Source organism: Streptomyces sp. BRA346, assembly GCF_052851135.1.
Map to the genome: position 1 here is coordinate 314,859 of NZ_JAIWIH010000012.1, position 24,189 is coordinate 339,047.

21 protein-coding genes and 1 pseudogene are annotated in these 24,189 nt (G+C 71.8%); 13 read left to right on the top strand and 9 right to left on the bottom strand.

Annotated elements, in window-relative coordinates; translation table 11 throughout:
* Positions 1 to 72 precede the first annotated feature (72 nt).
* Positions 73 to 1,299 carry an MFS transporter gene (locus LCH29_RS17800; protein WP_446462701.1) on the top strand — a complete coding sequence of 409 codons (1,227 nt, stop codon included), beginning with the start codon at positions 73 to 75 and terminating at the stop codon, positions 1,297 to 1,299.
* A 52-nt stretch (positions 1,300 to 1,351) separates the two neighbouring features.
* A complete protein-coding gene (locus LCH29_RS17805; protein ID WP_009715083.1) occupies positions 1,352 to 1,582 on the top strand; it encodes a hypothetical protein in 231 nt (76 codons plus the stop codon).
* Between the two features lie 133 nt (positions 1,583 to 1,715).
* Here the strand turns inward: LCH29_RS17805 and LCH29_RS17810 are convergent, their stop codons facing one another.
* Positions 1,716 to 4,031, bottom strand: coding sequence for an MFS transporter (locus LCH29_RS17810; RefSeq protein ID WP_446462702.1), 2,316 nt, complete (start codon positions 4,029 to 4,031; stop codon positions 1,716 to 1,718).
* Between the two features lie 150 nt (positions 4,032 to 4,181).
* Here LCH29_RS17810 and LCH29_RS17815 point away from each other — a divergent pair, with 150 nt between their 5' ends.
* The 4 genes from LCH29_RS17815 (at position 4,182) to LCH29_RS17830 (ending at position 6,034) form a co-directional block, all read left to right on the top strand.
* Positions 4,182 to 4,649, top strand: a complete 468-nt coding sequence (locus LCH29_RS17815; protein WP_446462746.1) for a MarR family winged helix-turn-helix transcriptional regulator — start codon at positions 4,182 to 4,184, stop codon at positions 4,647 to 4,649.
* A gap of 35 nt (positions 4,650 to 4,684) precedes the next feature.
* On the top strand, positions 4,685 to 5,074 hold the full coding sequence (locus tag LCH29_RS17820; protein ID WP_446462703.1) for a DUF427 domain-containing protein: 390 nt from the start codon (positions 4,685 to 4,687) through the stop codon (positions 5,072 to 5,074).
* Between the two features lie 70 nt (positions 5,075 to 5,144).
* Positions 5,145 to 5,627: a hypothetical protein gene (locus tag LCH29_RS17825; protein WP_446462704.1), complete on the top strand. Its 483-nt coding sequence runs from the start codon at positions 5,145 to 5,147 to the stop codon at positions 5,625 to 5,627.
* A 47-nt stretch (positions 5,628 to 5,674) separates the two neighbouring features.
* Positions 5,675 to 6,034 carry a hypothetical protein gene (locus tag LCH29_RS17830; protein WP_446462705.1) on the top strand — a complete coding sequence of 120 codons (360 nt, stop codon included), beginning with the start codon at positions 5,675 to 5,677 and terminating at the stop codon, positions 6,032 to 6,034.
* Positions 6,035 to 6,040: 6 nt separating this feature from the next.
* Here the strand turns inward: LCH29_RS17830 and LCH29_RS17835 are convergent, their stop codons facing one another.
* Positions 6,041 to 6,262, bottom strand: a complete 222-nt coding sequence (locus tag LCH29_RS17835; protein WP_446462706.1) for a hypothetical protein — start codon at positions 6,260 to 6,262, stop codon at positions 6,041 to 6,043.
* A 31-nt stretch (positions 6,263 to 6,293) separates the two neighbouring features.
* Between LCH29_RS17835 and LCH29_RS17840 the strand changes: the two genes are divergently transcribed.
* Entirely contained in the window at positions 6,294 to 6,596 is a 303-nt protein-coding gene (locus LCH29_RS17840; protein WP_446462707.1) for a hypothetical protein, read from the top strand.
* Here the strand turns inward: LCH29_RS17840 and LCH29_RS17845 are convergent.
* From LCH29_RS17845 to LCH29_RS17865, 5 genes and pseudogenes are all read right to left on the bottom strand, one after another.
* A pseudogene (locus tag LCH29_RS17845) lies at positions 6,586 to 6,711 on the bottom strand (DNA-binding protein); the annotation flags it as partial. The gene LCH29_RS17840 and the pseudogene LCH29_RS17845 overlap by 11 nt on opposite strands.
* 56 nt (positions 6,712 to 6,767) lie before the next feature.
* Positions 6,768 to 8,015 carry a TIGR02679 family protein gene (locus LCH29_RS17850; RefSeq protein WP_446462708.1) on the bottom strand — a complete coding sequence of 416 codons (1,248 nt, stop codon included), beginning with the start codon at positions 8,013 to 8,015 and terminating at the stop codon, positions 6,768 to 6,770.
* Positions 8,016 to 8,083: 68 nt separating this feature from the next.
* On the bottom strand, positions 8,084 to 12,241 hold the full coding sequence (locus LCH29_RS17855; RefSeq protein ID WP_446462709.1) for a TIGR02680 family protein: 4,158 nt from the start codon (positions 12,239 to 12,241) through the stop codon (positions 8,084 to 8,086).
* Entirely contained in the window at positions 12,238 to 13,503 is a 1,266-nt protein-coding gene (locus tag LCH29_RS17860) for a TIGR02678 family protein (RefSeq protein ID WP_446462710.1), read from the bottom strand. Before LCH29_RS17860 ends, LCH29_RS17855 begins: the two co-directional genes overlap by 4 nt.
* A complete protein-coding gene (locus LCH29_RS17865; RefSeq protein ID WP_446462711.1) occupies positions 13,500 to 15,101 on the bottom strand; it encodes a TIGR02677 family protein in 1,602 nt (533 codons plus the stop codon). Before LCH29_RS17865 ends, LCH29_RS17860 begins: the two co-directional genes overlap by 4 nt.
* A gap of 316 nt (positions 15,102 to 15,417) precedes the next feature.
* Between LCH29_RS17865 and LCH29_RS17870 the strand changes: the two genes are divergently transcribed.
* The 5 genes from LCH29_RS17870 (at position 15,418) to LCH29_RS17890 (ending at position 20,308) form a co-directional block, all read left to right on the top strand.
* Positions 15,418 to 16,656, top strand: coding sequence for an AAA family ATPase (locus LCH29_RS17870; protein ID WP_446462712.1), 1,239 nt, complete (start codon positions 15,418 to 15,420; stop codon positions 16,654 to 16,656).
* Entirely contained in the window at positions 16,653 to 17,321 is a 669-nt protein-coding gene (locus LCH29_RS17875; RefSeq protein ID WP_446462713.1) for a hypothetical protein, read from the top strand. Before LCH29_RS17870 ends, LCH29_RS17875 begins: the two co-directional genes overlap by 4 nt.
* 143 nt (positions 17,322 to 17,464) lie before the next feature.
* Entirely contained in the window at positions 17,465 to 19,141 is a 1,677-nt protein-coding gene (locus LCH29_RS17880) for an SWIM zinc finger family protein (protein ID WP_446462714.1), read from the top strand.
* A gap of 355 nt (positions 19,142 to 19,496) precedes the next feature.
* Complete coding sequence (locus LCH29_RS17885; protein ID WP_446462715.1) at positions 19,497 to 19,826, top strand: plasmid mobilization protein; 330 nt, start codon at positions 19,497 to 19,499, stop codon at positions 19,824 to 19,826.
* Positions 19,823 to 20,308, top strand: coding sequence for a hypothetical protein (locus LCH29_RS17890; RefSeq protein WP_446462716.1), 486 nt, complete (start codon positions 19,823 to 19,825; stop codon positions 20,306 to 20,308). The genes LCH29_RS17885 and LCH29_RS17890 overlap by 4 nt, the downstream gene beginning before the upstream one ends.
* Positions 20,309 to 21,304: 996 nt before the next feature.
* On the opposite strand, the gene LCH29_RS17895 is transcribed toward LCH29_RS17890, so the two are convergent.
* A complete protein-coding gene (locus tag LCH29_RS17895; RefSeq protein WP_446462717.1) occupies positions 21,305 to 22,036 on the bottom strand; it encodes a hypothetical protein in 732 nt (243 codons plus the stop codon).
* 211 nt (positions 22,037 to 22,247) lie between these two features.
* Between LCH29_RS17895 and LCH29_RS17900 the strand changes: the two genes are divergently transcribed.
* Complete coding sequence (locus tag LCH29_RS17900) at positions 22,248 to 23,798, top strand: TIGR04141 family sporadically distributed protein (RefSeq protein ID WP_446462718.1); 1,551 nt, start codon at positions 22,248 to 22,250, stop codon at positions 23,796 to 23,798.
* 85 nt (positions 23,799 to 23,883) lie between these two features.
* Here the strand turns inward: LCH29_RS17900 and LCH29_RS17905 are convergent, their stop codons facing one another.
* Complete coding sequence (locus LCH29_RS17905) at positions 23,884 to 24,141, bottom strand: hypothetical protein (protein ID WP_446462719.1); 258 nt, start codon at positions 24,139 to 24,141, stop codon at positions 23,884 to 23,886.
* Positions 24,142 to 24,189 lie beyond the last annotated feature (48 nt).

A 24,189-nucleotide genomic window follows, 5' to 3' on the forward strand; every position in this document is an offset into this window, starting at 1 on the left:
CATGAGTCTCGCTCATAGAAGACTGAAGACTTCGGCGTTGTTCCCGGCCGGGGGCGGCGGTTCATTTGAGTCATGTCGAATTCCACGCCCCCTACCACGGAACTCACCGCTCCGGCAGGCGCATCCGGGTCAGCCGCGCCCGCGCATTCGCCGCATTCGCCGCTCAGAGCCTGGCTCGCCGTCGTCGCCGTGGCGTTCGGCACCTTCTCCGTCGTCACCACCGAGATGCTCCCGGTCGGCCTGCTCACCTCCATCGGCTCCGCGCTGCGGGTCTCGCCCGGTACGGCGGGCCTGGCCATGACCGTGCCGGGGCTGGTCGCCGCGGTCGCCGCGCCCCTCCTGGCGGTCACCGTCGCCCGCCTCGACCGCCGACTGGTGCTGTGCGGCCTGATGGGACTCCTCGCGGCGGCCAACCTGGCCTCCGCCCTCGCCCCTGATTTCGCCGTGTTGCTGCTGTCCCGGGTGCTGGTCGGGGTGTGCATCGGCGGGGTGTGGTCCCTGGCCGCGGGGCTTGCCGTACGGCTGGTACCGGAGAAGTCGGCGGGTCCCGCCACCTCGTTGGTCTTCAGTGGGATCGCCGTCGCCTCCGTCCTGGGCGTACCGGTCGGGACGCTCATCGGGGACCTGGTCCACTGGCGCGCCGCGTTCGCCGGGATGGGCGCGCTGGCGCTGGCGATCGCCGTGGCCCTCGCCGTCACCCTGCCGCCGCTGCCCGCCACCGAGACGATCCGGCTGCGCGAGGTGCCGGGGCTGTTCCGCAACGCCCGGCTGCGGGTCGGGCTGATCACCACGCTGCTGCTGGTCACCGGCCACTTCGGCGCGTACACCTACGTACGCCCGGTGCTGGAGGACGTCTCCGGCGTACGGGCGGGGCTGATCAGCACCCTGCTGCTGGCGTACGGCGTGGCGGGCATCGCCGGGAACTTCCTCGCGGGCGCCACCGCCCACCGCGACCCGCGCCGCACCCTCATGGTCATCTTCACCGTCCTGGCCACCGCGGTCCTGCTCGTACCCGTAGCGGGCGGCACCCTCGGCGGGGCGGTCACGCTGCTGGTGCTGTGGGGACTGGCGTACGGCGGGGTCTCGGTGACCTCGCAGACCTGGGTGCTGCACGCGGCGCCGGACACGCGGGAGGCGGCCTCGGCGCTGTTCGTCTGCGTCTTCAACATCGCCATATCGCTGGGCGCGCTGCTCGGCGGCCGGGCGGCGGACGGGATCGCGCTGGTCGGCGTCATGTGGTTCGGGGGAGCGCTCGCGGTCCTGGCGCTCGCGCATGTGGCGATCTTCGGAAGGCGGTAGCCGCGTGCCGTGAGACCCTGAATTCAGGGGGCTCGTCTTCGGGAGTGGTCCGATGGCAGTGAGCATGCACGTGGTCTGGAGCAAGACCGAGCCGGGGCGCGTCATCTACGAGACGCACTCGATCGAAACGATCACCGACGGCAAGGGCGTCCACGCGACGGTCGACAGCCACACCTACGAGATCTCGGTGCGCAGCCGCGCGGAGGCGGAGTCGATCGCGGACGCGGAGGGATACGAGCTGTTCCGCAAGGGCGAGGCGTGGGAGAGCCTGCCCGAGGAATGACCGGGAGCAGCACCGCCGGGGGCGGGTCCGAGCTGCGCCCGCTGCGCCCCGTACTCGGACTCACGCATGCTCACGACCGCTGACAGCCGTCAGCCCGGCCCGTCACCACGGACCGGGCTGACGGCTGATCCACTCATCCGTGGCTGAGCAGGAAGTCCACGTCCCGGGCCTCCGACGCATCGCCGCCGACCGTGACGGGCCGGGTGGCCGGTGCGTAACCACTGGCGACCACCGTGTAGTGCTCACCGGTCAGCCCCTCGAAGCCGAAGGTCCCGTCCGCGCCCGTGATGGACTGCCCGACGACGTCGCCGGAGGCGTCCAGCAGCGCCACGCGGGCGTCCCCCAGCGGCTGTCCGCCCTGGTCGCGTACGGTGCCCCGGACCCGGGCCGCGGGCCGCAGCGCCACGTCGACCCGCACCGGCTCACCGGCGGTCAGCTCGACCTGGGTGGCGTGCGGACGGTGTCCGTCGGCGCTGAGGGTGAGCGTGTACGCGCCGGAGGCCAGCTCCGGAAGCGCGAACTCACCCTTCTCGTCCGCCGTCGCCGAGCCCGCCACCTCGCCGTCCGCGCCGGTCGCGGTGGCGGTGGCCCCAACCAGCGGCCCGCCGCCCTCGGCCCGTACGGACCCGGTCAGCCCGCCGCCACCGGCGAGCCGCAGATCGCAGGCGACCGGGACGTCCGACACCAGCAGCGTGGCGGCCTGCGGCCGGTGGCCGGGGGCCGAGCCGATGAGGACGACGCTCGCGCCGCCGGGCGCGGCCACGGTGTAGCCGCCGTCGCGCCCGCTGACCGTACGGCCGAGCTGGCGGCCACCGGTGTCGATCAGGGTGACGGCGGCGTCGGCCAGCGGGGCGCCGTCGGAACCGAGGACCCGGCCGTGGATGACGCTGCCGGTGAGGGCGGGGGCCACGTCCTCCGCGACGTCCTTCTCGGCGACGGGCTCCTCCGGTGTGGTCGGAGCCGGGGCGCTCGCAGTCGGCGCGGACGAGATCCTTTCCGAGGGGCGCCGCTGCCCCGGCAGACAGAAGGCGATCACCAGCCCGACGACCGAGGCCGCGCACGCCACCATGAACGACATCTGGAAGCCGTCCTTGCTCGGCAGCGCGACCCCGCCGAAGTCCGTCGTCTGACGGGCCAGGATCACCCCCACCACCGCGCTGGAGGTGGACATGCCGATGGACCGCATCAGGGTGTTCAGACCGTTCGCCGCGCCCGTCTCCCGGGCCGGTACGGCGCTGACGATCAGGGTCGGCATGGCCGAGTACGCGATGCCGATGCCGATGCCGAGCGCGGTGGACAGCACCACGATCTGCCAGATGTGGTCGATCATCACCAGGCCCGCGCCGTACGTCGCACCGATCACGATGATGCCGCTGATCAGCGAGACCTTGGGGCCGCGGGCCGCGTTGATGCGCGCGGACAGCGGTGAGACCAGCATCATCGCCACGCCCATCGGGGCGAAGTACAGCCCCGCCATGACCATCGACTGGCCGAGCCCGTAACCGGTGGCCTCCGGCAGCTGGAGCAGCTGCGGGAGGATCAGCGACATCGCGTAGAACGAGAAGCCGACCATGATCGAGGCGAGGTTGGTCAGCAGCACCTGGCGCCGTGCGGTGGTCCGCAGGTCGACCAGCGGCTCGGCGGTGCGCAGCTCGAACAGGCCCCACAGGGCCAGGATCACCGCGGCCGCGCCGAACAGCCCGAGCGTCGTACCGCTCGCCCAGCCCCAGTCGCCGCCCTTGGTGATGGGCAGCAGCAGACAGACGAGCCCGGCCGTCAGCCCGATCATGCCGAGCAGGTCGAAGCGGCTCGGGGTGCGTACGGCGGACTCCGGGACGACGGCCAGCACCAGCGCGATCGCTATCGCGCCCAGCCCGGCGGCCCCGTAGAACAGCACGTGCCAGCTGGTGTGCTGCGCGACGAACGCGGCCGCGGGCAGCCCCAGCGCACCGCCGATGCCGAGCGACGAGCTCATCAGGGCCATCGCCGAGCCCAGCTTCTGCGGCGGCAGCTCGTCCCGCATGATGCTGATGCCCAGCGGAATGGCGCCCATCGCCCCGCCCTGGATGGCCCGGCCGACCACCATCACCACCAGCTCGGAGGTGACGGCGCAGGTCAGCGAGCCGACGACGAGCAGCGTCAGCGCGACCATCAGCATCCGGCGCTTGCCGAACATGTCCCCGAGCCGCCCCATGACGGGAGTCGAGACGGCGCCCGCGAGCAGGGTCGCGGTGACCACCCAGGACGCGTTCGAGCTGGTGGTGTGCAGCAGCTGCGGCAGCTCGCTCACGAGCGGGACGACCAGCGTCTGCATCACCGAGACGGCGATGCCGCAGAACGCGAGCACCGCCACGAAACCGCCACCGACCTCGCGCTGCGGGAGCGACGGGCCGGTGGTCGGCGCCTCACTCAAGGGCTCCTCGACGCGGGGTGGGGCTGACTGGGGCATGCGGATGCGGCCTCCAAGCGGTACAACAGGGATGAGTGGGAGATGTGCATCCTACACATGATGTGTATCGTGCACACTTCTGTTTGCATGGAGCGGGGGCGACGAGGAGGAAGCGTGCTGGAGCGGCTGGAACTGCTGGAACGCGAATTGATGCTGGTCGCCAGGTGCCACGTACTGACACCCCGGGACCGCAAGGCGTCCGGTGACGAGTCGTGCGCCGACCGCCTGGACCGCTCCGCCTACCTCGTCCTCTCCCGCCTGGACGCGGAGGGCGCGATGTCGATCGGCCAGCTCGCCGACGCGTTCCAGCTGGACGTCTCCACCGTCAACCGCCAGACCGGCACCCTGCTGCGCGGCGGCCTGGTCGAGCGCATCCCCGACCCCGACGGCGGCCTCGCCCGCAAACTCCGCGTCACCGCCCTGGGCACCGAACGCCTCACCGCCGAACGCGACCGCCGCCGCACCAGCCTGGCCCGGCTCCTGGAGGACTGGACGCCAGAAGATCTCTCCCGCTTCGGCGAGGTCCTGACCCGCTTCAACCGCGAGGTCGAAGCCCACGACGGCCGCCCCTGGCCCCGCGAGGAGACCACGGAATCCCCGGCCGAGGGCAAGCGTTGACCTGAGCACGGACCCCATCCGAGGAGGACGACACGATGTCCACCCACACCCCCCATCCCCACACCGGCTCGGGAGCGGGCCACCGCGTGGACGTGACCCGCGGCACGCAGCACGTCAAGGTCACCATCGACGGCCAGGTCGTCGCCGAGACGGACCGCCCGCTGCTGCTCCACGAGACGGGCCTGCCCGTGCGCTACTACCTCCCGCCGGAGGACGTGGACCTGACCCTGTTCGAGCCCACCGACACCCGCACCACCTGCCCCTTCAAGGGCGAGGCGGCGTACTGGACGTACATCGGCCCGGACAGCGGAGCCGAACTGCGCCCCGACGTGGTCTGGGCGTACCCGCAGCCGATCGACGCGGTGCCGGAGATCAAGAACCACCTGTCGTTCTACGACTCGGTAGCCGAGATCACCGTGTCGTAAGGCTTGGGGGGAAGGCCCCATCACCCCATCAGGGGCCTTCCCCGAACCCCTCACGGGGAACGGCTGACGCGTGCACCTCCACGCGTACTCCTGGCTGGGCGAGAAGGACCTGTTCGACCACGAGATCCTCCGCCGCCTCCCCGACCGCCCCCTGCCCCCCGTGACGCCGGAGGACGAGGAGCACTACCGCACCCAACTGGACACCTTCCGCCGCTCCGAGCTACCGCCCATGGAAACGGCGTACTGGCTCCTCAAAACCCCCGCCCTCATCCGCGCCACCTTCCACGAACCCAAGGACGCCGCCACCTGGCTGGGCCAACAGCTCACCGAACACGCCCCCGGCTTCCACTCCCGCCAGGAAGCCGACACCGCCCGCCTGTCCCGCCTGGTGGCCACGGCCACGGACCGTCTGTCCGAGGGCGGCGACATCTCCCTGGGCTTCTACGTAGGCCGCACGTCCTTCCTCTCCCTGGCCGTGGTGACGTGCTCCCCGAACTCCTCGACCCCGGACCTCCGCTGCCCCCAGCTGAGTCCGCCTACCTACGGGAACTGAGTACCCGGCGCGATCCGTCCCCGCCCCGCCCGCGGTTGAGTGGACGGATGAACGAGACAGCTTCCGCCGAACCGAGCGCCGCCGACACGCCCGACGCGGGACACGACCGAAGGCTCCGCACAGCGGCGAAGGTCGGCGTCGGCCTGCTGATCCCCACCGCCATCATCAGCATCGTGCTCTCCCTGATGACGGAGCGCGCCGCCGATTGCATCACGAACGGCAACCAATGCTCCGCCATCCCTGGCCCGGTGATCTTCGGCGCGTTCCTCGTGTCGGCGGCGCTGGGCCTCTTCGCCGCAAGCTGCCCCCAGCAGCGGCTGCCGTTCTCCACCGCCCGTTCCTGGGCGGTCAAGTTGCAGTGGCTCGCTCAGCTGACGATGGCGATGCTGCTGCTCGCCTCTCCCTGAGCCCGCTCAGCTCTGCTGCTTGCCGGTCTTGCCCGTCATGTCGGTGGTCTGTCCCGCCGACGGAACCTCCGGGTCGACCTCGGTGCCGACGTCGGAGAACTCGATCAGCGTGCGCACTGTCATCTTCCGCGGGACGGCGGATTTGTCCGACCGTTCCGTGGGCTTCACGTTCATGGTGATCTGCTGACGGCGGATGCGGCCCTGGTCGTCCAGCCAGACCTGAGGCACAGCCCGGCGGGTCCCGCGGAGGCTGTCGGGCGTGACCGCCAAGGAAATGACCAGGGCAGGGTGGCTCTGTGGGCGACGACGGCAGCGCGCCTCGCGTGCGCGCTGGGCGGCGGATGACCGATGCCCCGCGCCGGCCGGCATCACCGGTCGCGGCATGGCCGACGACCAGGCGAAGACGCACCGCAGGGTGGCCGCCGACACGCTGTTCCCGTTCTCCCGGGGCACCCTCGTGCAGACGGCCAAGATGCTCGATGTGCGAGAAGGGCCGCGCTGCTTTCGCCGTGCGTATCGGGCCCGCCCGGCAGTGCGCGACGAGGGCGCCGTCAGATCTTGATGACGGTGACGCGTCCGCCGCACAGCGCCGTGAGGTCCTCCGGGTCGGAGGTGAGCACTGTTGCGGGTCCGGGGGCGGCGAGCGCGGTGGCGCTGAGCATGGCGTCGATGGCGTACGTGGGCGTGGACCACTTCCACGAGGGTGGCGGCGCTTGGCGGTCCCGTTGAGGTGTCAGGGTGCGAGGTCGGTCAGGAGATCGTCGAGGACGGTCTCCTCCTCGACGCGTACGCCGAGTTCGCCGAGGGCGGCCCGCAGGTCCGGGTCCCAGGGAGTGGTGGCGGGTGTGCCCGTCAGGGATGGTGCCAGGGGGCTTCTGCCGGCGGCTGCGCGGTAGTCGGCGGCGGTGTAACGCCAGGGGCGCCAGGGGACGCGTCGCAGCAGGGCGGCGGCGATGCGTACGCCGCCCCAGTCGAAGTCGCCGTGGTAGAGCAGATGCGCCCGGTGCGAGTGCAGGTGGCGCAGGAGGGTGAGGGCGGCGGCCGAGGGCTGGCCCTGGAGACAGATCAGGGGCGGGCAGGCGGGGCCGTAGGCGTCGGCCGCGGTGGCGAGCACGGTCGGGTTCTCGCAGACGCGCACCACCGGGGGCGTTGCTCGGGGAGGGGTGCGGGTGAGCTGGCGCAGGGTGAGCACGGTCGGTTCCCCGGTGCCGGCCGCCCAGTCGAGCGCGGGTGTGCCGCGCAGGCCCAGGGTCAGGACGGTGGAGGACAGGGCGTCCTTGAGGAGTCCCGCGGAGGCCCATGCCTCGCGGCGCCACTCGGCTCCGGTGCCGTCGGGGAAGCCGGTCAGGGCGCGGATGCCGGAGTGGACGAGGGTGGCGAGCGGAGTGCCGTCGTCCAGGGCGTGGGCGTTGCCGAGGGTGCGGGCGGCGAACGCGGGGAGGGAGACGGCCGGATCCGTGGGCAGGGCCCGCAGCGCCGTCGCGGTGGAGGCGAGCAGGGACCGGGCGGTCCCCGGGCCGCGTGCGAGGCGGCGGACGAGGCCGCTCGCGCGTAGGTGCTCGCCCCAGTCGGCCAGTCCGGGCCGCTCGGAGCACACGTCGGTGAGCGGCGTGTACGCGTCCTGCCAGGCGTCCGCCTCCCGTTGGCGTACGTCGCTGAGCAGGGTGACGGGCCCGGTGAGGGCGATGACGGCGGCGGCGAGGCCGTCGGGACTGACGCCGGAGCGGCGCAGAACGGCGTCGACGGCGTCGAGCCGGACGCTCAGCGAGCGCCCGCCGCCGGGGGCCCGGCCCAGCAGGCGTTCGGCGGCGGCGCGCTCGCCGTCGGTGGGCGCGGCCAGGGTGACCGGGCCGGTGAGTGGCTCGGCACGTTCCAGGCGGCGGCGTATCCGGTCCAGCAGCCAGGCACAGCCCGGGTCGCCGAGGAGGCGGGTGAGGCGGTCGCGGTCGACGCGCCCGGCGGGGGCATCGGATGCGCTCATGTGGAGGTCGTCCCCCTTCCTCGCCACGGTCGGTCCTTCCTTTTCACGGCCGGTCCCGCTTCCCAGCCTCAGGCCCACAGGGCGTTCTGGCCGGACGCGGGGGCCTCGGCGGGGGCCTCGGCGGGGGCCGGGCCGGGTCCCCCCGGCGAGTGTGCCGGTGCGGGGACGGTCGCCGTGCGGCGGTCGGGTTCGGGGGCCCGTGCCCGCTCGGCGCCGTCCCACTGCCAGCGGGTCACCAGGACCGCGTCGATGTCGTCGACGCGGGAGAGCTGGGCGATGGCGATGCCGGGCACTTGCGGGTAGCAGGCCCATTCACGTTCGCTGGTCATCACCACATCCAGGTCGAAGGCGTGGAGCAGGCCCAGGCACTTGGCGCGGGAGTCGTCGTCGACGCCGGCGAAGGCTTCGTCCAGGGTGACCAGGCGCGGGGCGTGGGGAGCGGCGGTGGCGTAGTGAGCGGAGGCGGCGGCGAACAGGGGTACGGAGACCGCCAGGACGCGTTCGCCACCGGAGGCCGGACCGGTGGCGGGCACCCAGGCACCGTGCTGGTGGCGTTCGATGCCGAATTCGTGCCAGGCACGGTAGTCGAGCGCGGTGGTGAGCACTTCCAGCCAGCTGCCCGTGGCGTTCTCGGCCTGCGCGCGGGCGATCTGGGCCTGCAGGAACTCGCCGACCGCCGCCCGGTCCTCGGCCGCCCAGGCGTCGGCGGACTGGCGCAGCCGTGTCCGCGCCTGTGCCAGGCCGGCCGGTGCCTTGCGGGAGGGCCGCCACATCAGCCGCAGCTTCATGCCGGTGGAGGTGGGCCGCTGCTCAAGTTCGGTGTTCATGGCGTGTACCTGGCGCTCGGCGGTGCCGATCAGCTCTTGCAGGGTGCCGGCGACCTCGGTCAGCAGGTGGGTCTCCAGGATTTCGCGTTCGTGCGCCGACAGAATGCGGGACAGTTCCTCGACCTCGGTGGCCAGGGCCCCGGCCAGTTCGGGCACCGCCCGCTCGCGGCCCTGGTAGACGAGGTCGACGATCATCCCGTCCTCGGTCATGCGCGCCGTGGCGCGGTGGCCGCCCCGGGAGAGGACGTCCTGGAGCTTCTTGTACTCCTCGCTGAGCCGCTTCTGCACGCGTTCCCAGGCGCCGTCGGAGTCGTCCGTGCCGGACAGGGCCGCCTCGATCGCCCGGGCGAGCGCGATCGCCGGGGTGGCGGCCCAGACGCCGCCGTCCAGCGGTGGCACGGGAGCCTCGGGCAGGGCGACGGTCAGCAGGCCGGTGGCCGCGAACCGCTGGAGCGCGGCGATGGCCTCGGCGCGCGTGGCCGCCGCTTCATGGACGTCCTTGTCCAACTGCTCGATGCGGCCCTCGGCACGGCCGGCCCGGCGGTCCGCGGCGGAGTACGCGTCACGGGCCTGCTTCTGGTCCCGCTCGCATGACGCGAGGGCATCCGCGGTTTCGGTCAGACGGCGCTCCAGGTCGGCGACGGCCGCGCCGACGGTCGAGCGGAGCGTGGTGTGGTGTTCGTCCGCGGCGGCGGCGAGCCGGGCCGCCTCGGCCATGCGCTGGTCCAGTTCGGTCACCCGCTCCCCGGTCCGGTCGGCTTCCGCCCGCTCGTCGGCGACGGCGCGTCGCGCCTCGGCGCGGTCGCGCAGGGACGGCCACAGGGCGGCGAGGGCGGCTGTGTGGTCGGCCAGGGACTGGCGGACGGCCGTGAGGGACGGCCGGTCGGCGGGCAGGTTCACGGCGTCGGCCGTCTCGGTCAGCGCGGTGACCGCTTCGGCCTCGCGGTGGGCCGCCTCGGTGAGTTCGGCCGCGCGCTCCTCCTCGCGGGTACGGGCCCGGTGGGCGGCGTCCGCCGCCGCGGCGGCCACCGCGTGGGCGTGGCGCAGGGGAGCGTCGTCGGGGACGGCGGCGAGTTCGGCGTCCAGGGTGCGCCGGCGCGCGGCCACCGTGGCGCGTTCGGCTTCATGGCGTGCCGTGCTGTCGGCCAGGGCGTCCAGTTCGCCGCGCAGGGTGGCGATCCGGGCGCGGCGTGCTTCCTCGCGGGCGCCTTCGCCCACGTACACGGCCGCTTCCTTCGACCAGCCGCCGGTCAGCGCGCCGACGCGGAAGCGGCCGTCCGCCGCCACCCAGGTGCCGGGCGTACCGGTGTCCCCGAGACCGATGGCCGCCAGGAGAGCGGATACGGCGGGTTCACCGACCTGCGCGGCCCGGGGATCGCCGTGGTCGACGGCGGGCCGCAGCGCGTCGGCGAGCACGGAGCCGGCCGGCGACGCCTGCGAAGGCAGCGGGGACAGCAGCACGTCGTGCCCGCTCGCCTCCAGAACGGTGCCGTCCGGGCACACCCATGCGTCCAGGAGCCCGGACGCCTCCAGCGCGGCTTCCAGCCCCGCCCGTTCGTCCGGAGTGACGTGGTCGTGGAAGTCGACCAGCCTCCACAGAGGGGATCCGGGAGTCCGGTCGCGCAGGCCCGGGGTACGCGTGTGGGGTGCCTCCGGCCCATGCTGACCACCGGCCTCCAGGTCCGCCAGCTCCCTGCTCGCCGCGGTGCGCCGCTCGGCCAACTCGGCCAGCCGCTGGCCGAGTGCGGCGGCCCGGTCGGCCAGGTCCGCGGCCTGCCCGCGGTGAGCCGCCGCGGCCTGTTCCCGGGCGGGGCCGGGGCCGTGCAGATGCGTGGCCCAGTCGTGCAAGGCGTCCAGGAGCCCCGTCGGGTCGGGAAGGCTCAACTCCGTGCACCGGTCGAGATGTTCGCGTACGGCGCTCACCAGGTCCCGGCCCGCCTGGGCGGCGGAGGCCTCCGCCTGGGCCCGGCGTTCGGCGGTGTGGGCGGCCTCGGTCTGGGCCTCGTCCAGGCGGCGGGCGGCGGCCCGCCGTTCGCCGGCGGCCTGTTCGGCTTGCCCGGCCAGCTCCTCCACGTGGTCGAGGGTGCGCCTCCGGCGTGCCACCGACTCCTCCGCCGCGTGGCGCAGTTCCGCCTCCGGGACCGCCTCGTGGGGCCCCAGTACGTCGTCGAGCCGGGCCGCCCGGGCCGTCTCCCGCGCCTGGCGCAGGGTGTACTCGACCTGCTGCCCGGCCGCCGCCAGCCGCCCTTCGGCGCTCGTCAGGCGGCCGAGGACGCGGGAGTTCGCCTGGGCGGCCTGGTCCCGGTCCGCCTCTGCCCGGGCACGCTCGTCGGCGGTGCGCCGCGCATCGGCCGCGGCCTGCTCCAGCTCCCGGGCGCTGCGCATCTCCGGCCCCGCGCGCAGCGCGGTGTCCTGAGCCGTCAGCCGCACGGCCGTCTCTTCCAGCCGGGCGATCCGCTCCGCGGCCTCGTCCCGCTGCCGCTCGGCCTCTTCCCGCTCGGTCCGCGCCTGGGACAGGTCACGGTGCAGCTGTTCGTAGCGGGCGTGTTCGCTGCGCGGCAGCCGGGCCCGCCGGCGAGTGGCCACGCGGGCGTAGCGGCGGTAGTGGTCGAGGAAGGCAGAGGCGGCCCGTTCGGCCTCACTGGCCGCTCGCAGTTCCTCCTTCTCCTCGTCCAGGGAGCGGAACGCCTCCGCCACATCGGCGATCACCGCCTGGTCCATGGGCGGCAGCGCCTCGGTCAGCGCGCGGGACAGCGCCGTCTCGTTGGGGCGCTTGGACAGCTGGGGCTGGCGCAGCTGGATGAGCAGGTCGACCAGGGCGGCGTAGCGTCGCTCGCCGAGCCCGAACAGCGCCTCGTCGACCGCCCTGCGGTACGCCTTCGCCTGGTCGTGGACCATGCCGCGGCCGGCGACGGCCTCGGCCAGGCGGTCCCGCGACAGCGCGGTGCCGGTGGCGTCGAGCAGGGTCAGCTCCTCGCCGACGCGCTGGTCGGTGACCGCGTACCAGTGGCGGGCGATGCCGCGGCCCGTCACCGCCTTCAGCCCGCACAGCAGTGTGCGGAAGTGCGCCCGGCCCGAGTCCTGGTCGCGGCGGCCGAATTCGATCCAGGTGTAGCCGAGCCGCTCCGGGTGCGGGTGCCGGCCGCCGAGCAGCAGGTTCCACTCCATGCGCTTGCCCGGGTCGGCGTCGGGTTCCACCCGGCGCGCGGACAGGTCACCGTCCAGGAGGAAGGGCAGGGTCAGGGCGAGCACCTTGGACTTGCCGGTGCCGTTGTTGCCGCGCAGCAGGAGGCGGCCGTCGCGGAACCAGAACTCCTCCGCGTCGTAGTGGAAGAGGTCGACCAGGCCGATGCGCAGCGGCTGCCACCGGCCGGGTGTCGGGTCGGGCAGGGCGGTCACGACTGCGGTGCCTTTCGCTTGGGGGCGCGGGGTGTGCGAGGAGCACGCGGTGTGCCGGAGGATGCCTGTCCCGGCTCCGTCACGACGGTCTCACCGACCGCGTACCGCGCGAGCGCGGGCAGTGGCACGACGCCTCCCGGGGTGGCGGCGACCAGGCCGAGCGCGGTGAGCCTCTCCAGCGCCTGGCCGACCAGCTCCGCCTCCGCGCCGGGCTGCTTGGCGCTCTTGGACCAGAACGCACCGTGTTCGGTGGCCATCTCCCGAACCTTGCCTTCGAGGCCGGCGCGGCTCACCTCGCCGTCCGTGGCCGCCAGGTGTTCGGCGAGCAGCAGGGTGACGTGGCCGTGCGTGCCCTGCTCCGGCATCCGTATGTCGGTCAGATCGTCGTGCGGGTCGACCATGGCGATGCCCTCGGCCCGCACTTCGGCGACCAGGCCGGTCAGCTCGGTGATGCGAGCGGTGAGGAAGGCACGCTGGCGGGTCAGGTAGGCGAGTTCCTCGTCGGTCAGCTCGTCGTAATACAGCACCGGGTCGTCCAGCAGCCTCCGGGTCAGCCGCTGGCGGATCGCGCGGAATCGGAGCTCGTCGCTGTCCAGCGCGCTCTCGGCGGTCAGCTCGGCCAGCCGGTCCTCGAAGTCCTCGGCGATGATCGTCGACGGGCCCCGGCGGGCGGCCAGCAGTCCGGCCAGGACGCGCCGCTGCACGTCGTAGAGCACGTCGCCGCTGCCGCTGACGTACGCCTCCTCCTCGCCGGCAACCCGCCGCAGCACCCCATGGCGCAGCAGCAGCCGCACGACCGCCGCCAGGTCCAGGCGTTCGTCGCGGCGCTCCATCGTGAACTGCACCCCGGCGGCGGCCAGATGGGGATCGGCGGCGTCCAGCACCACCTGCTCGGCCAGCCGGCCCAGGGCGATCTGCGCCTCACCCCGCTCCAGCGCGGCCAGGGCCAGACACAGCAGCACATACCGGCGGCGCGTGAACGCGGCGCGGCCACGGGACGCCTCGCGCGCCGGATGGGTGGGATCGCCCAAGGTGCCGGGCATCCGGGCCAGCCGGGCGGCCTCCGCGTCCACCCGCAGCGACCAGCCGGTGTTGCGGTCGAACCAGTCGCGCAGCTCGGAGGCGTGCTGCCGCACCAGCCGGAACTCGTCCGCGTGCGGGCCCCGCGCCAGCAACAGCGGCTCCTTCAACAGCGTCCGGGCCGCCTTGTGCACCTCGGCCGTGCGCCGGCCGTCCAGCACCTCGCCCAGGGGCGTGGTCATAGCTCCCCCTCGATCGTCTTTGCCGGTGTGTGGCCGTCCCGCGCGGCCGGGGCGGTGAGGTCGGCGATGTCGACCAGGTGGTCGGGGCCGCGGAAGGTCCCGCCCGCCGTGCGGATGTCGGCCGTCGTCCCGTCGGCGAGCGCCGTCAGCCGGATCTCCATCGAGCCGTCGTTGCTGGTCGCCACGGTGCTCGTCATACCGGGCCGCCACGTGGCCAGGGCATCGCCGAGCAGCTGGAGGAACAGCCCGAAGGCCACCGGGTCGAGCTCTCCCAGCGCGGACAGTCGTGTGGTGCCGTCCGTCGCGAGCCGGGCCCGGGCGGCGGCGATCTCCTCGGCCTGCCTGGCGGCGATCTCGGCGAGCCGGTGTCGCTGCTCGGAGCGGTCCCGCACCCGGCGGGCCCGGCCGCGGCGCTCGTAGCTGCCGGTACGGCGCAGTTGGGGGCTGATGCGCAGCGGTTCGGCATCGGCCCACGGCGTGGACGCGGGCACCGGGTGGGCCGTGTGCTCGGCCAGCGTATCGGCGTCCACGGTCAGATGACGCGCGGAGTACAGGCCGAAGGCGGCGCGCCACAGCCGGTGCCGCGCCTCGTCGTCCGGGGCCTCGGCGAACCAGCGGGCCAGGGTACGGAAGTCCGCGGACCGGTCCGAACGCCCGGCCCGCCGCTCGTTCAACTGCCTGACCACCGCGAGGAGCTGCGGGATCGCCCCGAGGGCCCGCCCGCGCAGCAGCCGGGCCTGCGACTCACGGCCGTCCGCCGAGACGAACCAGGCGGTGAGCCCCGACCACTTCGCCGTCCACCGCTCGTACGCCTGTTCCTCGGCGCTTTCGGCGTCCTCGGGCGCGGCGTCGGCCGCCTCACGGGCCGCCGCCAGCCGCAGCAGCACACCGGCCCGCTCGTCCTGCTCCAGCTCGCCGATGAGCACCGCGATCCGCCCGCCCAGCGTGATCAGGTCCTGGATGAACCGCTCCAGGTACTGGATCAGCCGGTCCTTGTAGGCGAGGAACACCTCGACCTCCACACCGTGCAGATCCATGGTGCGCTGCAGCGACCCCATGAACGCCCGCGCGTTCTCCGCCAGCGCCTCGAACCGGCCCGTCAGCGCCGACAGCGCCAGGTGCGCCTTCGCCGCGTCCGGCCCGTCCCCCTCCCGCTCGGCGGCGATCACGAGCAGCGCCCGCAGCTGCGTGACGATGTCGTGCAGCGCCACCGCCTGCAGCGCACCGCGCCGCCCCAGCGCCTCGTCGTACACCGACAACGCCTGCTCGGCGGCCTCCCCGGCCTGCGTGAGCTGGTAGATGAACCGCTTGCGGTAGAAGTCCTCGACCGCGGTGACCCGGGAGGTGTCCGGATCCGCCCGCAGATTGCCCCACTCCACGAGGCTGTCCAGGGCCTTCACCACCGCGTCCAGCTCCGGCGGCCGGTGCTCCGGGGGCAGCGAGGCGTGCACGTCCTCGGGCCGCAGATGCACCGCGAACCGCTCCTTCGCCGCGAGGAACGCCCGCATCACCTGTCGGTACAAAACCGCGTTCCGCACGGTCAGATGGGTGAACGGCGCGTGCCCGATGTCGCCCGGGCCGGAAGCTGGTGACGTCATCGTCCCGGCATTCTTCCCGACGCCCGCGCCAGGGCGGAAATCCCCGCCGCGGGGCTTGACAGGACGCCCTGCCGCTTACGTGTCACCACACTGACCCCCCACCGAGAGCACGACGACGCGACGTACCGCGTCGGCGGCCGGCTCCGCCGCCAGGGACGTCACCGGCCACGAAGAAAACCGTACGGCGCCCCACTGACAACCGCGGCGAACGCGGCACGACCCCCGCCACGCTCAGGGGTGAGGGCGATGCGCGGTGAAGGCTGAACTGATGCGGGATCTGCCTTTGCCGAGATCGCCCACCGGATAGGTTCATCCCATGCCCAGCCGCCTCCTCGAACTCCACGTCGAGAACTTCCGAAGCCTGCGCGACGTGACCATCCCGCTCGGTCCGCTGACCGTGCTGGTGGGACCGAACGGCGTGGGCAAATCGAACGTGCTGAAGGTTTTCGACTTCCTTGCCGACATCATTCGCACGGACCTCCAGCCCGCGCTCGACGCGCGGGGCGGGTTCGACGAGGCCGCCTTCTGGGGTGGCGTGAAGCCACCCACCTTCATGCGCGTGCAGCTGAAGGCGACCTGGACGAGCAACTCCACACTCAACGCGCCCGACGAATACAGCCTCACGATCCGGCGCCGATCCCTTCCCGCGAACCGGGACAGCAGTCGAGCCGCCTACACCCTGTCCCGCGAAGAGAGCTTCGTATTCAAGCGAACGCAGGGGCGGGGGCGGCGCATCACCATCTCCGGTGAGGAAGCGAGGGTGGTCGACAAACGTGCCGGCAGGCAGGAGGGCCGAAAAAGCAGTTTCGGTATCCGCAGACTGAGCAGTGGCTTGTCCACACTCCCCAGGCTCGGCCCCTCAGACGGTGGTGACGAGGTGACCCGCGTCGCGGACCGCCTCTCCTCCTTCCGGGTCTTCGATGTGGACGTGGCTGCCGCCCGGATGCCCACTCAGTTGCGTGCCGCGGACATGACGACGCTGGCGCCCCACGCCGAGAACCTTGCCGCGTTCCTGATCAGCCTCAGCGGTCGGGATGACATCTGGGAGAATCTGGTCGAGGACGCCCGGCTGGTTCTCCCGCAACTGGAGAACATCGAATTCGAAGAAGCCGGCGGTTCGATCGATCAACTCACCGTCGTCCTGCGCGAGCGCAGTCTGCGCCGCCTGACCCCGCTGGCCGATGCCTCCTACGGCACGGTCCGGCTGCTCGGGCTGCTCGCCCTTCTCTACGACCCGCATCCGCCGGCCTTCACCTGTATCGAGGAAATCGATCATGGGTTGCACCCGCAGGCGCTGGAGCTCGTGGTGCAGCGGCTTCGGGAAGCATCCGAACGCACCCAATTCATCGTCGCCACTCACTCGCCCGCCCTCGTGAACCGGCTTCGTCCCGGCGAGTTCGTCGTCTGCGATCGGGACGACGACGGCGCGTCGATCATTCCGGCGCTGACGGTGAGCGAAGTCGAAGCGATCGTGGAGGAATCCGGCGACCAGCCACTCGGCGAACTGTGGTTCGCGGGCGTGCTCGGCGGCGACCTCACCGGGGGCGCGTTGTGACCAGCAGAGGTCGGGGAGGTGGCCGGCGCGGCGGTACGCCGGACCGAGTCATCGTCCTCGCCGGTGAGGATCAGAACGACTGCGAGATCATGGCCGCTTTGATACGCGCGCACCGTCCCGACTTAGGCGCGGCCGCCAAGCTGGTCCGTATCAACGACCCCGTGCGACTGCGCAAAAAGTCCGGCCCTGACCTGACAGCGGCGGTGAAGGCACTTACCGGAAAGGCGCGGGCCAAGGCGCTCCAGCAGAAGGCAGAGCTTCTCGGGTTTGTGGTCCACGAGGACGTGGATGGTTTCACCGATCCGGACTACAGAAGAGTCCGTACCGCGGTCACGGAGGAATTCGGCCGGCAGTGCGACGGGTTGCACCACACCGCTCTCGCGCTCGCCGCTTGGGAATCCGAGGGCTGGCTCCTCCTCTTCCCGGACGCTTTCCCTCACGTACGTCCGAGGTGGAAAGTTCCGGCTCGGTTGCGCGGCAAGGACACGGGCCGGATCAGAGATCCCAAGGAAGCGCTCAAAGGACGGCTCGGCTCACCGCCCTTTCGTGAGAGCGACGGCCCTCTGGTCGCGCGTAAGGCGCTGGAGCGCGGCCTGATCTCCGCTCCGGAGGGCAGAAACGACTCCTACACGGACTTCGTCGAGGACCTCAAGGGCTGGGCGTGAGCCCCGGAGCACCGGGTATCGCGCCGAGTGTGGTGCGGCTGGATTACTGCCACCGGCCACTTACCGAAAGCGTACGCGGCGGCGTTGGCCTTCCCTGGGCTGGCGAAGCATCAAGGGCACAACCACGACAGATCGGAAGTATCATGCGCAGCCTCACCGAGGCGAACCTCAAGATGCTGGCCGGTCCGCGTTCATACGAGCGTGGGCTCGGCTACTTGGACGCGGTGTCCGGGGTCGAGGTCGGTGACGGCTGGGTCACCGCGAGCGTCCACGGGACGGAGCGGTACGAGGTGGAGCTGACGCTGGACGGGCCAGGTGGGCTGTCCGGTGAGTGCGACTGCCCGTACGGCATGGAGGGCAACTTCTGCAAGCACCTGGTCGCCCTCGGCCTGAGCGTGCTCGCCCAGCGGGAGAGCCTGCCGCGGCAGCGGAAGGCGGCCCAGACCCGTGCGCAGGACCTCGACGGGTGGCTGTCCGCCCTGTCCAAGGACGAGTTGCTCGCCCTGATGCGGGAACAGGTCGGCGAGGACCGGCAGTTGCGGCGCCGCCTGGAGCTTCGGGCCGCGAGCGCTCGCGGAGACCTCGCCGCGGTCCGCGCCCGTATCCGCGATCTGCTGGACATCTCACCGTTCGCGCAGTACGGCTACGTCGAGTACGCCGACGCCCGCGCCTACGCCGACCAGGCCGGGCAGGCGGTGTCCGCGATCGGCGCGCTCACCGGTTCGGGCCGGGCTGACGACGCGATCACCCTGGCACGGGAGGCGATGAAGCCACTCGCCGACGCGGTGGAGATGGTCGACGACTCCGACGGCTGGCTCGGGCAGGTCGGTACAGACCTCGCCGACGCCCACCTCGAAGCGTGCCGTGCGGCACGCCCCGATCCCGAGGAGCTCGCGCGCTGGCTGGTCGGTCATGCGCTCGGCGACGTGGACGACGGCCTCACGGACATCGATCCGCTCGACTACGAGGACATCCTCGGCGAAGAGGGCATGACCGTCCTGCGGAAGTCGGCGGTCGAGGCGTGGCGGGGCAACCGCCGCGGCTGGGCGGAGAAGTACCTGATGGAGCGTGTGGCCAAGGCGGGAGGCGACGTCGACGCGGTGATCGCCGTGCACGCGGCCGACCTGTCACCGAACGGCCACACCCACCTGGTCATCGCCCACGAACTGGACACCGCCCGGCGCCCCGACGAGGCCCTGCGCTGGGCGGAACGCGGCATCCAGGACGCCCGCGACCTCGCCGCCGTCGACACGGCCCTCGTCGACTACCTCTGCGACCGCTACACCCAGGCGGACCGGCTCCCCGATGCCGTCGCCCTGCGCCGCGACCACTTCGGCGCCCGCCGCACCCTGCTCGCGTACCAGCAACTACGAGCCGCCGCACGGGCCGCGGACTGCTGGCCGACTGAACGCGACGGGGCGCTGACCCTGCTGGGTGCCGACGCGGAGCAGCGCCAACCGTCCCGGTACGTCAGCTCCGTCCTGGTCGACGCCCTGCTCGACGACAAGGACGTCGACGCCGCCTGGGAGGCCGCCACCGAGACCGGTGCCCACGACGAACAATGGCTCACTCTCGCCGACCAGGCCCGCCCCACCCGCCCCGCCGACGCGCTCCGCGTCTACCACCGGCTGGCCGAACCCCTCACGAAGGAGACGGGCAACGCGATCTATGAGCAGCTGACCAGCCTGCTGCTGAGCATCCGCGACTGCCACCGCCGCCTGGGCACCCAGGACGAGTTCACCACGTACCTGACCGCCCTGCGCGCCGACCAGAAGCGCAAACGAAACCTGATGCGGCTCCTCGACCAGCACGGCTTGTGAACCCACAACCGGCCCCGGAAGCCGCGCCTGTACGGCCGGAGCCGGAGCCGGGGCCGGAACGAGCCGGGGGTGGGCGGCCATCGCATGGCGCGGACCGCCTGCTGTGGTGTGGCGCTGCCGCACGTTCTCCCTTGCCGCCGTTGGAGTCGTCGCTCCTGGTATTGACCCTCCACGTGACGACCGAGGAAGCGCCCCTCTCACCTATGGGTGTGGTCGGATCACAGGTCCACGGCGCGGGGCGGGCGGCGGATACCGGTGGGGGTGATACGGAACGGGGGTGCTGGGGAGAGGGGCGAGCCGATTGCCCGCCTCGACCGCACTAGCACTGTCGTCATACGCGTATTACGATGCCTTCGTGGCAAGGACGCGCATCACCATCAGCTTGGAGCAGGACCAGGCCGAACGCATCAGACAACACGCGGAACGGGCGGGCATGGACGTCTCGGCATACCTCGTGCATGCCGCAACGCGCCAGATGGCCGAGAGCGACGCCATAGAGGAACAGTTCGCCGAGGTGGACGCACTGATCGCCCGCGCAGAGCAGGCGGCGGACGGGCTGCCCGCCGAACCCGCCCCGGAACCGGCCGCGGACTTGACGGAGCAGGAACGCCGCGAGGTCGAGGAGGCCCTGGGCCTCGTCCACGGCCGGGACCGGCAAGGCCGCCATCCGGGACACGCCGCGTGAGCGCACGGGTGCCGGTCTACGACACCGGCATGCTCATCGCACTCGCCGACCGCAAGGCGAAGGCGGTGGCTCTCCACGAGGGGCTGCGCACGGTCCCGCACCGCGCGCTGGTGCTCGGCCCGGTGCTCGCCCAGGTGTGGCGCCCCCAGCCGGCGCTGGTGCACGCCCTGTCCGGCGTCCTGAAGGACTGCACGGTCCCGCAGGCCCGTACGTCCGAGCCGCCCGTGCGCGAGACGAAGGCAGGCCGTCCTGAGTGTCTGGCCTGTGCGACGGGCCCGGAGCTCGCGGACTGGCGGCGCATCGGTACCGCTCTGGGGCAGGCGGCCCTGCCGACGAAGAAGCGGCCGGACGCGGTGGACGCCTGGGTGGCCCTGGCAGCGGCCCGGCACGGCAGCGCGGTGATCTTCACCACCGACCCGGACGACATCCACGCCTACCTGACGGTCCTCGCGCCGACGGACGTGCACGTGGTCGCTGTCTGACGACCAGAGTTCCTCCCCCCGCCCCGTCCAGATGGCCGCGCAGGGCGGTGAACGAGCTCCGTCGGCAGGTGCGGGGCGTGGGGCTGGGCCCTGCGCAGACTCGCTTCGCGAGCGAGTGCCGCGGCGATCAGCTGGCAACGGCCATCCAGTGCCACGGCCTCCCCGCGCGCCGGCCGTTGAACTCGCCGAGGGTCCTCCACCCGCTTCGCCATTGACCACGGCCGTGATACTTGGCACGGCAGGAGCAGGTACACAGAAAGCCCTGGGCGTTCTGGCAGGAAGAGTTGCACCTTTCACGCGGGTTGTACTCGCGGCCGATGAGGACGCTCGGGTACCTGCGTAGCAGCGTCCGGCTCATGCGAGGGAAGTGAGCGCTGGCAACCGTCCAGCATCCGTCGTGGCCGTCCCACCGGAACGATCGATCGCTTCCGAGCCAGCCGGACAGTTTCCGCTCGTGCTCCCACAACGTGTGAGCCGGGAACCAGACACTGAACCACCCATTGGCGGGCAAGCCGATCGTCGGCAGGTGCCCACCCTGATACTTCGGTAACCACTCAGGGGGCTTGAGGTACTCGGTCCTCTTCCGCTGGTCACGCCTGCGTCTGCCCCCACCCGCAATCCGCCGGCTGTGTCGAGGCCCGGGCCCCCACTCGACCGACACGAGGGTGGCGAGCTGGCCGGAGGCATGGCAGAGGAGATGGCTCAGCGGCCTCTCATGGGCGACCACGCGGCCGTCCTGGTCGACCTTGATGAAGCTGCGGCACTTCACACACGTACTGCTGATGCTTCCGCCACCCACAGATCCCCCCGTGGTTGCGCTGATGTCTCCTGTATGCGCTGCAATACCCCGCCGGCCTCGGTCATTCACCTCGTCGGCTACTCGAACGGGATGTTCCGTGTTAACTCGCCCAGATGGCCCGGAGCCTGACTGCACGGTGCCGTAGTCGACTCCGGTGACGGAGGCTGGGCGCTCGACACCCTTCAGTGCACCGAAGGTCAGCGATGTGAGTTCTCGGACGCTGGCGGTGCGTTGTGCGTCAGGTAGGGCCACGACGTCGGGGGTGGGCCAAATGCGCGACGGCCGGCTCGCACGGCCAGAGTGGCGAGGGCCGCGTTGGCGCCGCCGCCAATCACAGCGCCGATCCCGAACGGTGCCACTCGACCGAGAACGATGATTCCCTGCTTGGTCCCGTACTTCGTGACGAAGTTCTTCCCCAGGACCTTGTTGATCTGACGCAGCGTCTCAAGGGGCACCTTGGCGACAATCTGACGTCCCCAGTGTTGCCCCGTCCGCTCGGCGATCTTGGTAATGGTGGTGGATCCGGTTCCGCCGAGCATGATTCCCATGACGATCGTTCGGCGGCGCTCGAGCTCGTCGATGGGGACTCCGTGGACTTCAGCGATGGAGAGCGCGAAGAGGGCGGTCAGCTCAAGAGATGACAGAGCTTCGCCCGCCGACAGCGCCAGTGCGACTCCCGTACCGACGCCGGGCGCGGCCGCGGTTCCTCCCACTGCGGCACCCGTCCCGGTCAAGGCGCTGACGTACATCCGCTCCAGGTTTCGGATTACCCGCGCCGGCGTCGCCTCGGGGTTCCGCTGGCGGGCCCGTGCGATGTTCTTGCGCACCAGTGGGCTCTGGATGTCGATTGCCTTGTCCAGGAGGTCCAGTGCCCGCTGCCCACGTAAGTCTGCTTCCGGAACCGGTCCGTCGTGGGCCCCCGTTGTCATGCCTTGAACTCCTCAGGTCGTCAGATCCCGGCTGAGTCTCGCACGCAGACTGCCAGTTGTGGAATGATTTCCTGACAATTCCTGTCTGTCGAGGTTCGGAGCACCCTGTACCGGCTCACGGGCGTCGCCCCCACGGTCGACGAGATGATCGGCGTCCTCGACCCCGTGCGACTGACGCTGTCGGCGCGGAACTGCACGTGCCGAGGAGTGGTTGGGCGTTCCGGCGCTGCTGGTCACCGGCAGCTTCGAGCAGCCGGTGGCGAGCTGGTGCGGCGAGATCAACCGCACGACCGGGTGCGAGGTGGCGCGGCCGGTGAGCCGGTCGGCCGGGCTGCTGATGCTCGCGGTCGACGGAGAGGTGTACGCCATCGGGTACGACCAGGGCTTCCGCCTGGTGCCCGACTGGGCCAAGGACCGGCGCTTCGGGCTGAGTTTCGTGATTCGCAGGGTGGACCCCGCCCAGATCCGTGACCTGGTCTCCCACACGCCGGGCGGCGGCCGGACCGACATCACCCTCGTGCCCGGCGGCGCTCCGGTCTGGAGCCTGGGTGTCCAGGAGCACGCGCAGATCGTGCGGCGGCTGGGCGGTCGGCTGGACGGGATCCAGCTGACGATCGCTCAGGACGACCGTACGAAGATCACCAGTGTCGAGGGCGGTACCGGGCTGCGGATGCGCCTCGGTATCGACGCTCCGGACCTGGTCGCGGACATCCGGGCCATCGCCCGTGTCCTTCGGGACGAGACGCCGGCTCCGGAGCTGGAGTTCGTCGAGCACATCGTCCCGGTCAAGGACGCCGACCTCGTCACGCGGCTGGAGGGGCGGCTCGACGACATGCTGGGCGAGGTGCCGGACGGACGTATCGCGGTTGCCGTCCCGTCCGAGCACTGGGACGACTACGCCGCCGCCCAGGCGTTCGCCACCAAGGTCAACCGCTCGGAGGCCTACTTCACTGACGACTTCAGCCTGGAGTACGTCCTCAACCGGGCCCGCGTGCACAGGGCGGGAACGCGCTTCGCCGCGCTCCGGGACGGCACCGTCACCCTCTACGCGCATACCCGGGCGGAGAAGGGCGACGTCATCTGGACGTCGAGCGTGCTGCGGTGGATCGAGGCGGAGGTGGTGCTCGGTGCCCGCCGGTTCTTCCTGCTGGACGGGCGGTGGTACGAGATCGGTGAGGCGTACCTTGAGGCGATTCGTTCTCAGGTGGCGCGGCTCATCACCGGCACGCCCTCGGTCGACCTTCCCGCCTGGGTGCTCGGGGACAAGGAGCGGGACTACAACGAGTCGGTGCCCGACCTGCGGCCCGGGTACGTCTGCTTCGACCGTGACAACGTCCGGAGCGCTCTGCACCGGGGCAACGGTGTGGAGATCTGCGACCTGTTGAGCCCGGACGACGTCCTGGTGATGGTGAAGCGGGCCAAGGGCTCCGACGCGCTGAGCCATTTGTTCGGCCAGGCCGTGGTCGCCGTACAGACCCTGCTGCACTCGCCGGAGGCCGGGGACGGGTTCGCCCGGAAGGTGGCCGCGGCCCGGCCTGGTCGGCCTCTGCCGGAGGGGTTCCGGCCGTCGAAGGTCGTCTTCGCGATCCTGCTGAAGGACGGCACCGACCTCACCGCCGACACGCTGTTCCCGTTCTCCCAGGTCACCCTCGTGCAGACGGCCAAGATGCTTGAGGCGTGGGGCGTCGCCGTCGAGGTCGTCGGGATCCAGGCCACGGCGGTGCCTCCGGGCCGGGCGGGAATCCGCCGCCTGGCCGCGTAGCGGGGGCCTCCAAGTCCTGCCGAGTGCTGTCACGGCTGCATCGACGGCCAGGAGGAAGCAGCCAACGCCGGGCCTCGCGCGGAGGCTACAGGTCGTACGGCAACAGCTCGAACGCGGGCGCGTGGTTGGGCCGCACGACGCTGAAGTGCCGCCGGTCGACGGTGGCCACCTGCTTCGCCTGCCAGCGTTCCGCGATGGCAACGACGCACGCGTCCGTGCCTCCGAGCGGCAGACTGGCGTACTCACGCACGAGGTGGGCCATGCGCTCGACGTCGTCGGGCATGACGCCCGTGACGGTGCCGAGCTGTCCGGCCGCGAGCGCGTCCAGGAACGCGGCCTCCACCTGGGCTCCACAGCGTGTGCCGATCAGATGGCAGGCTTCCGCGATGGG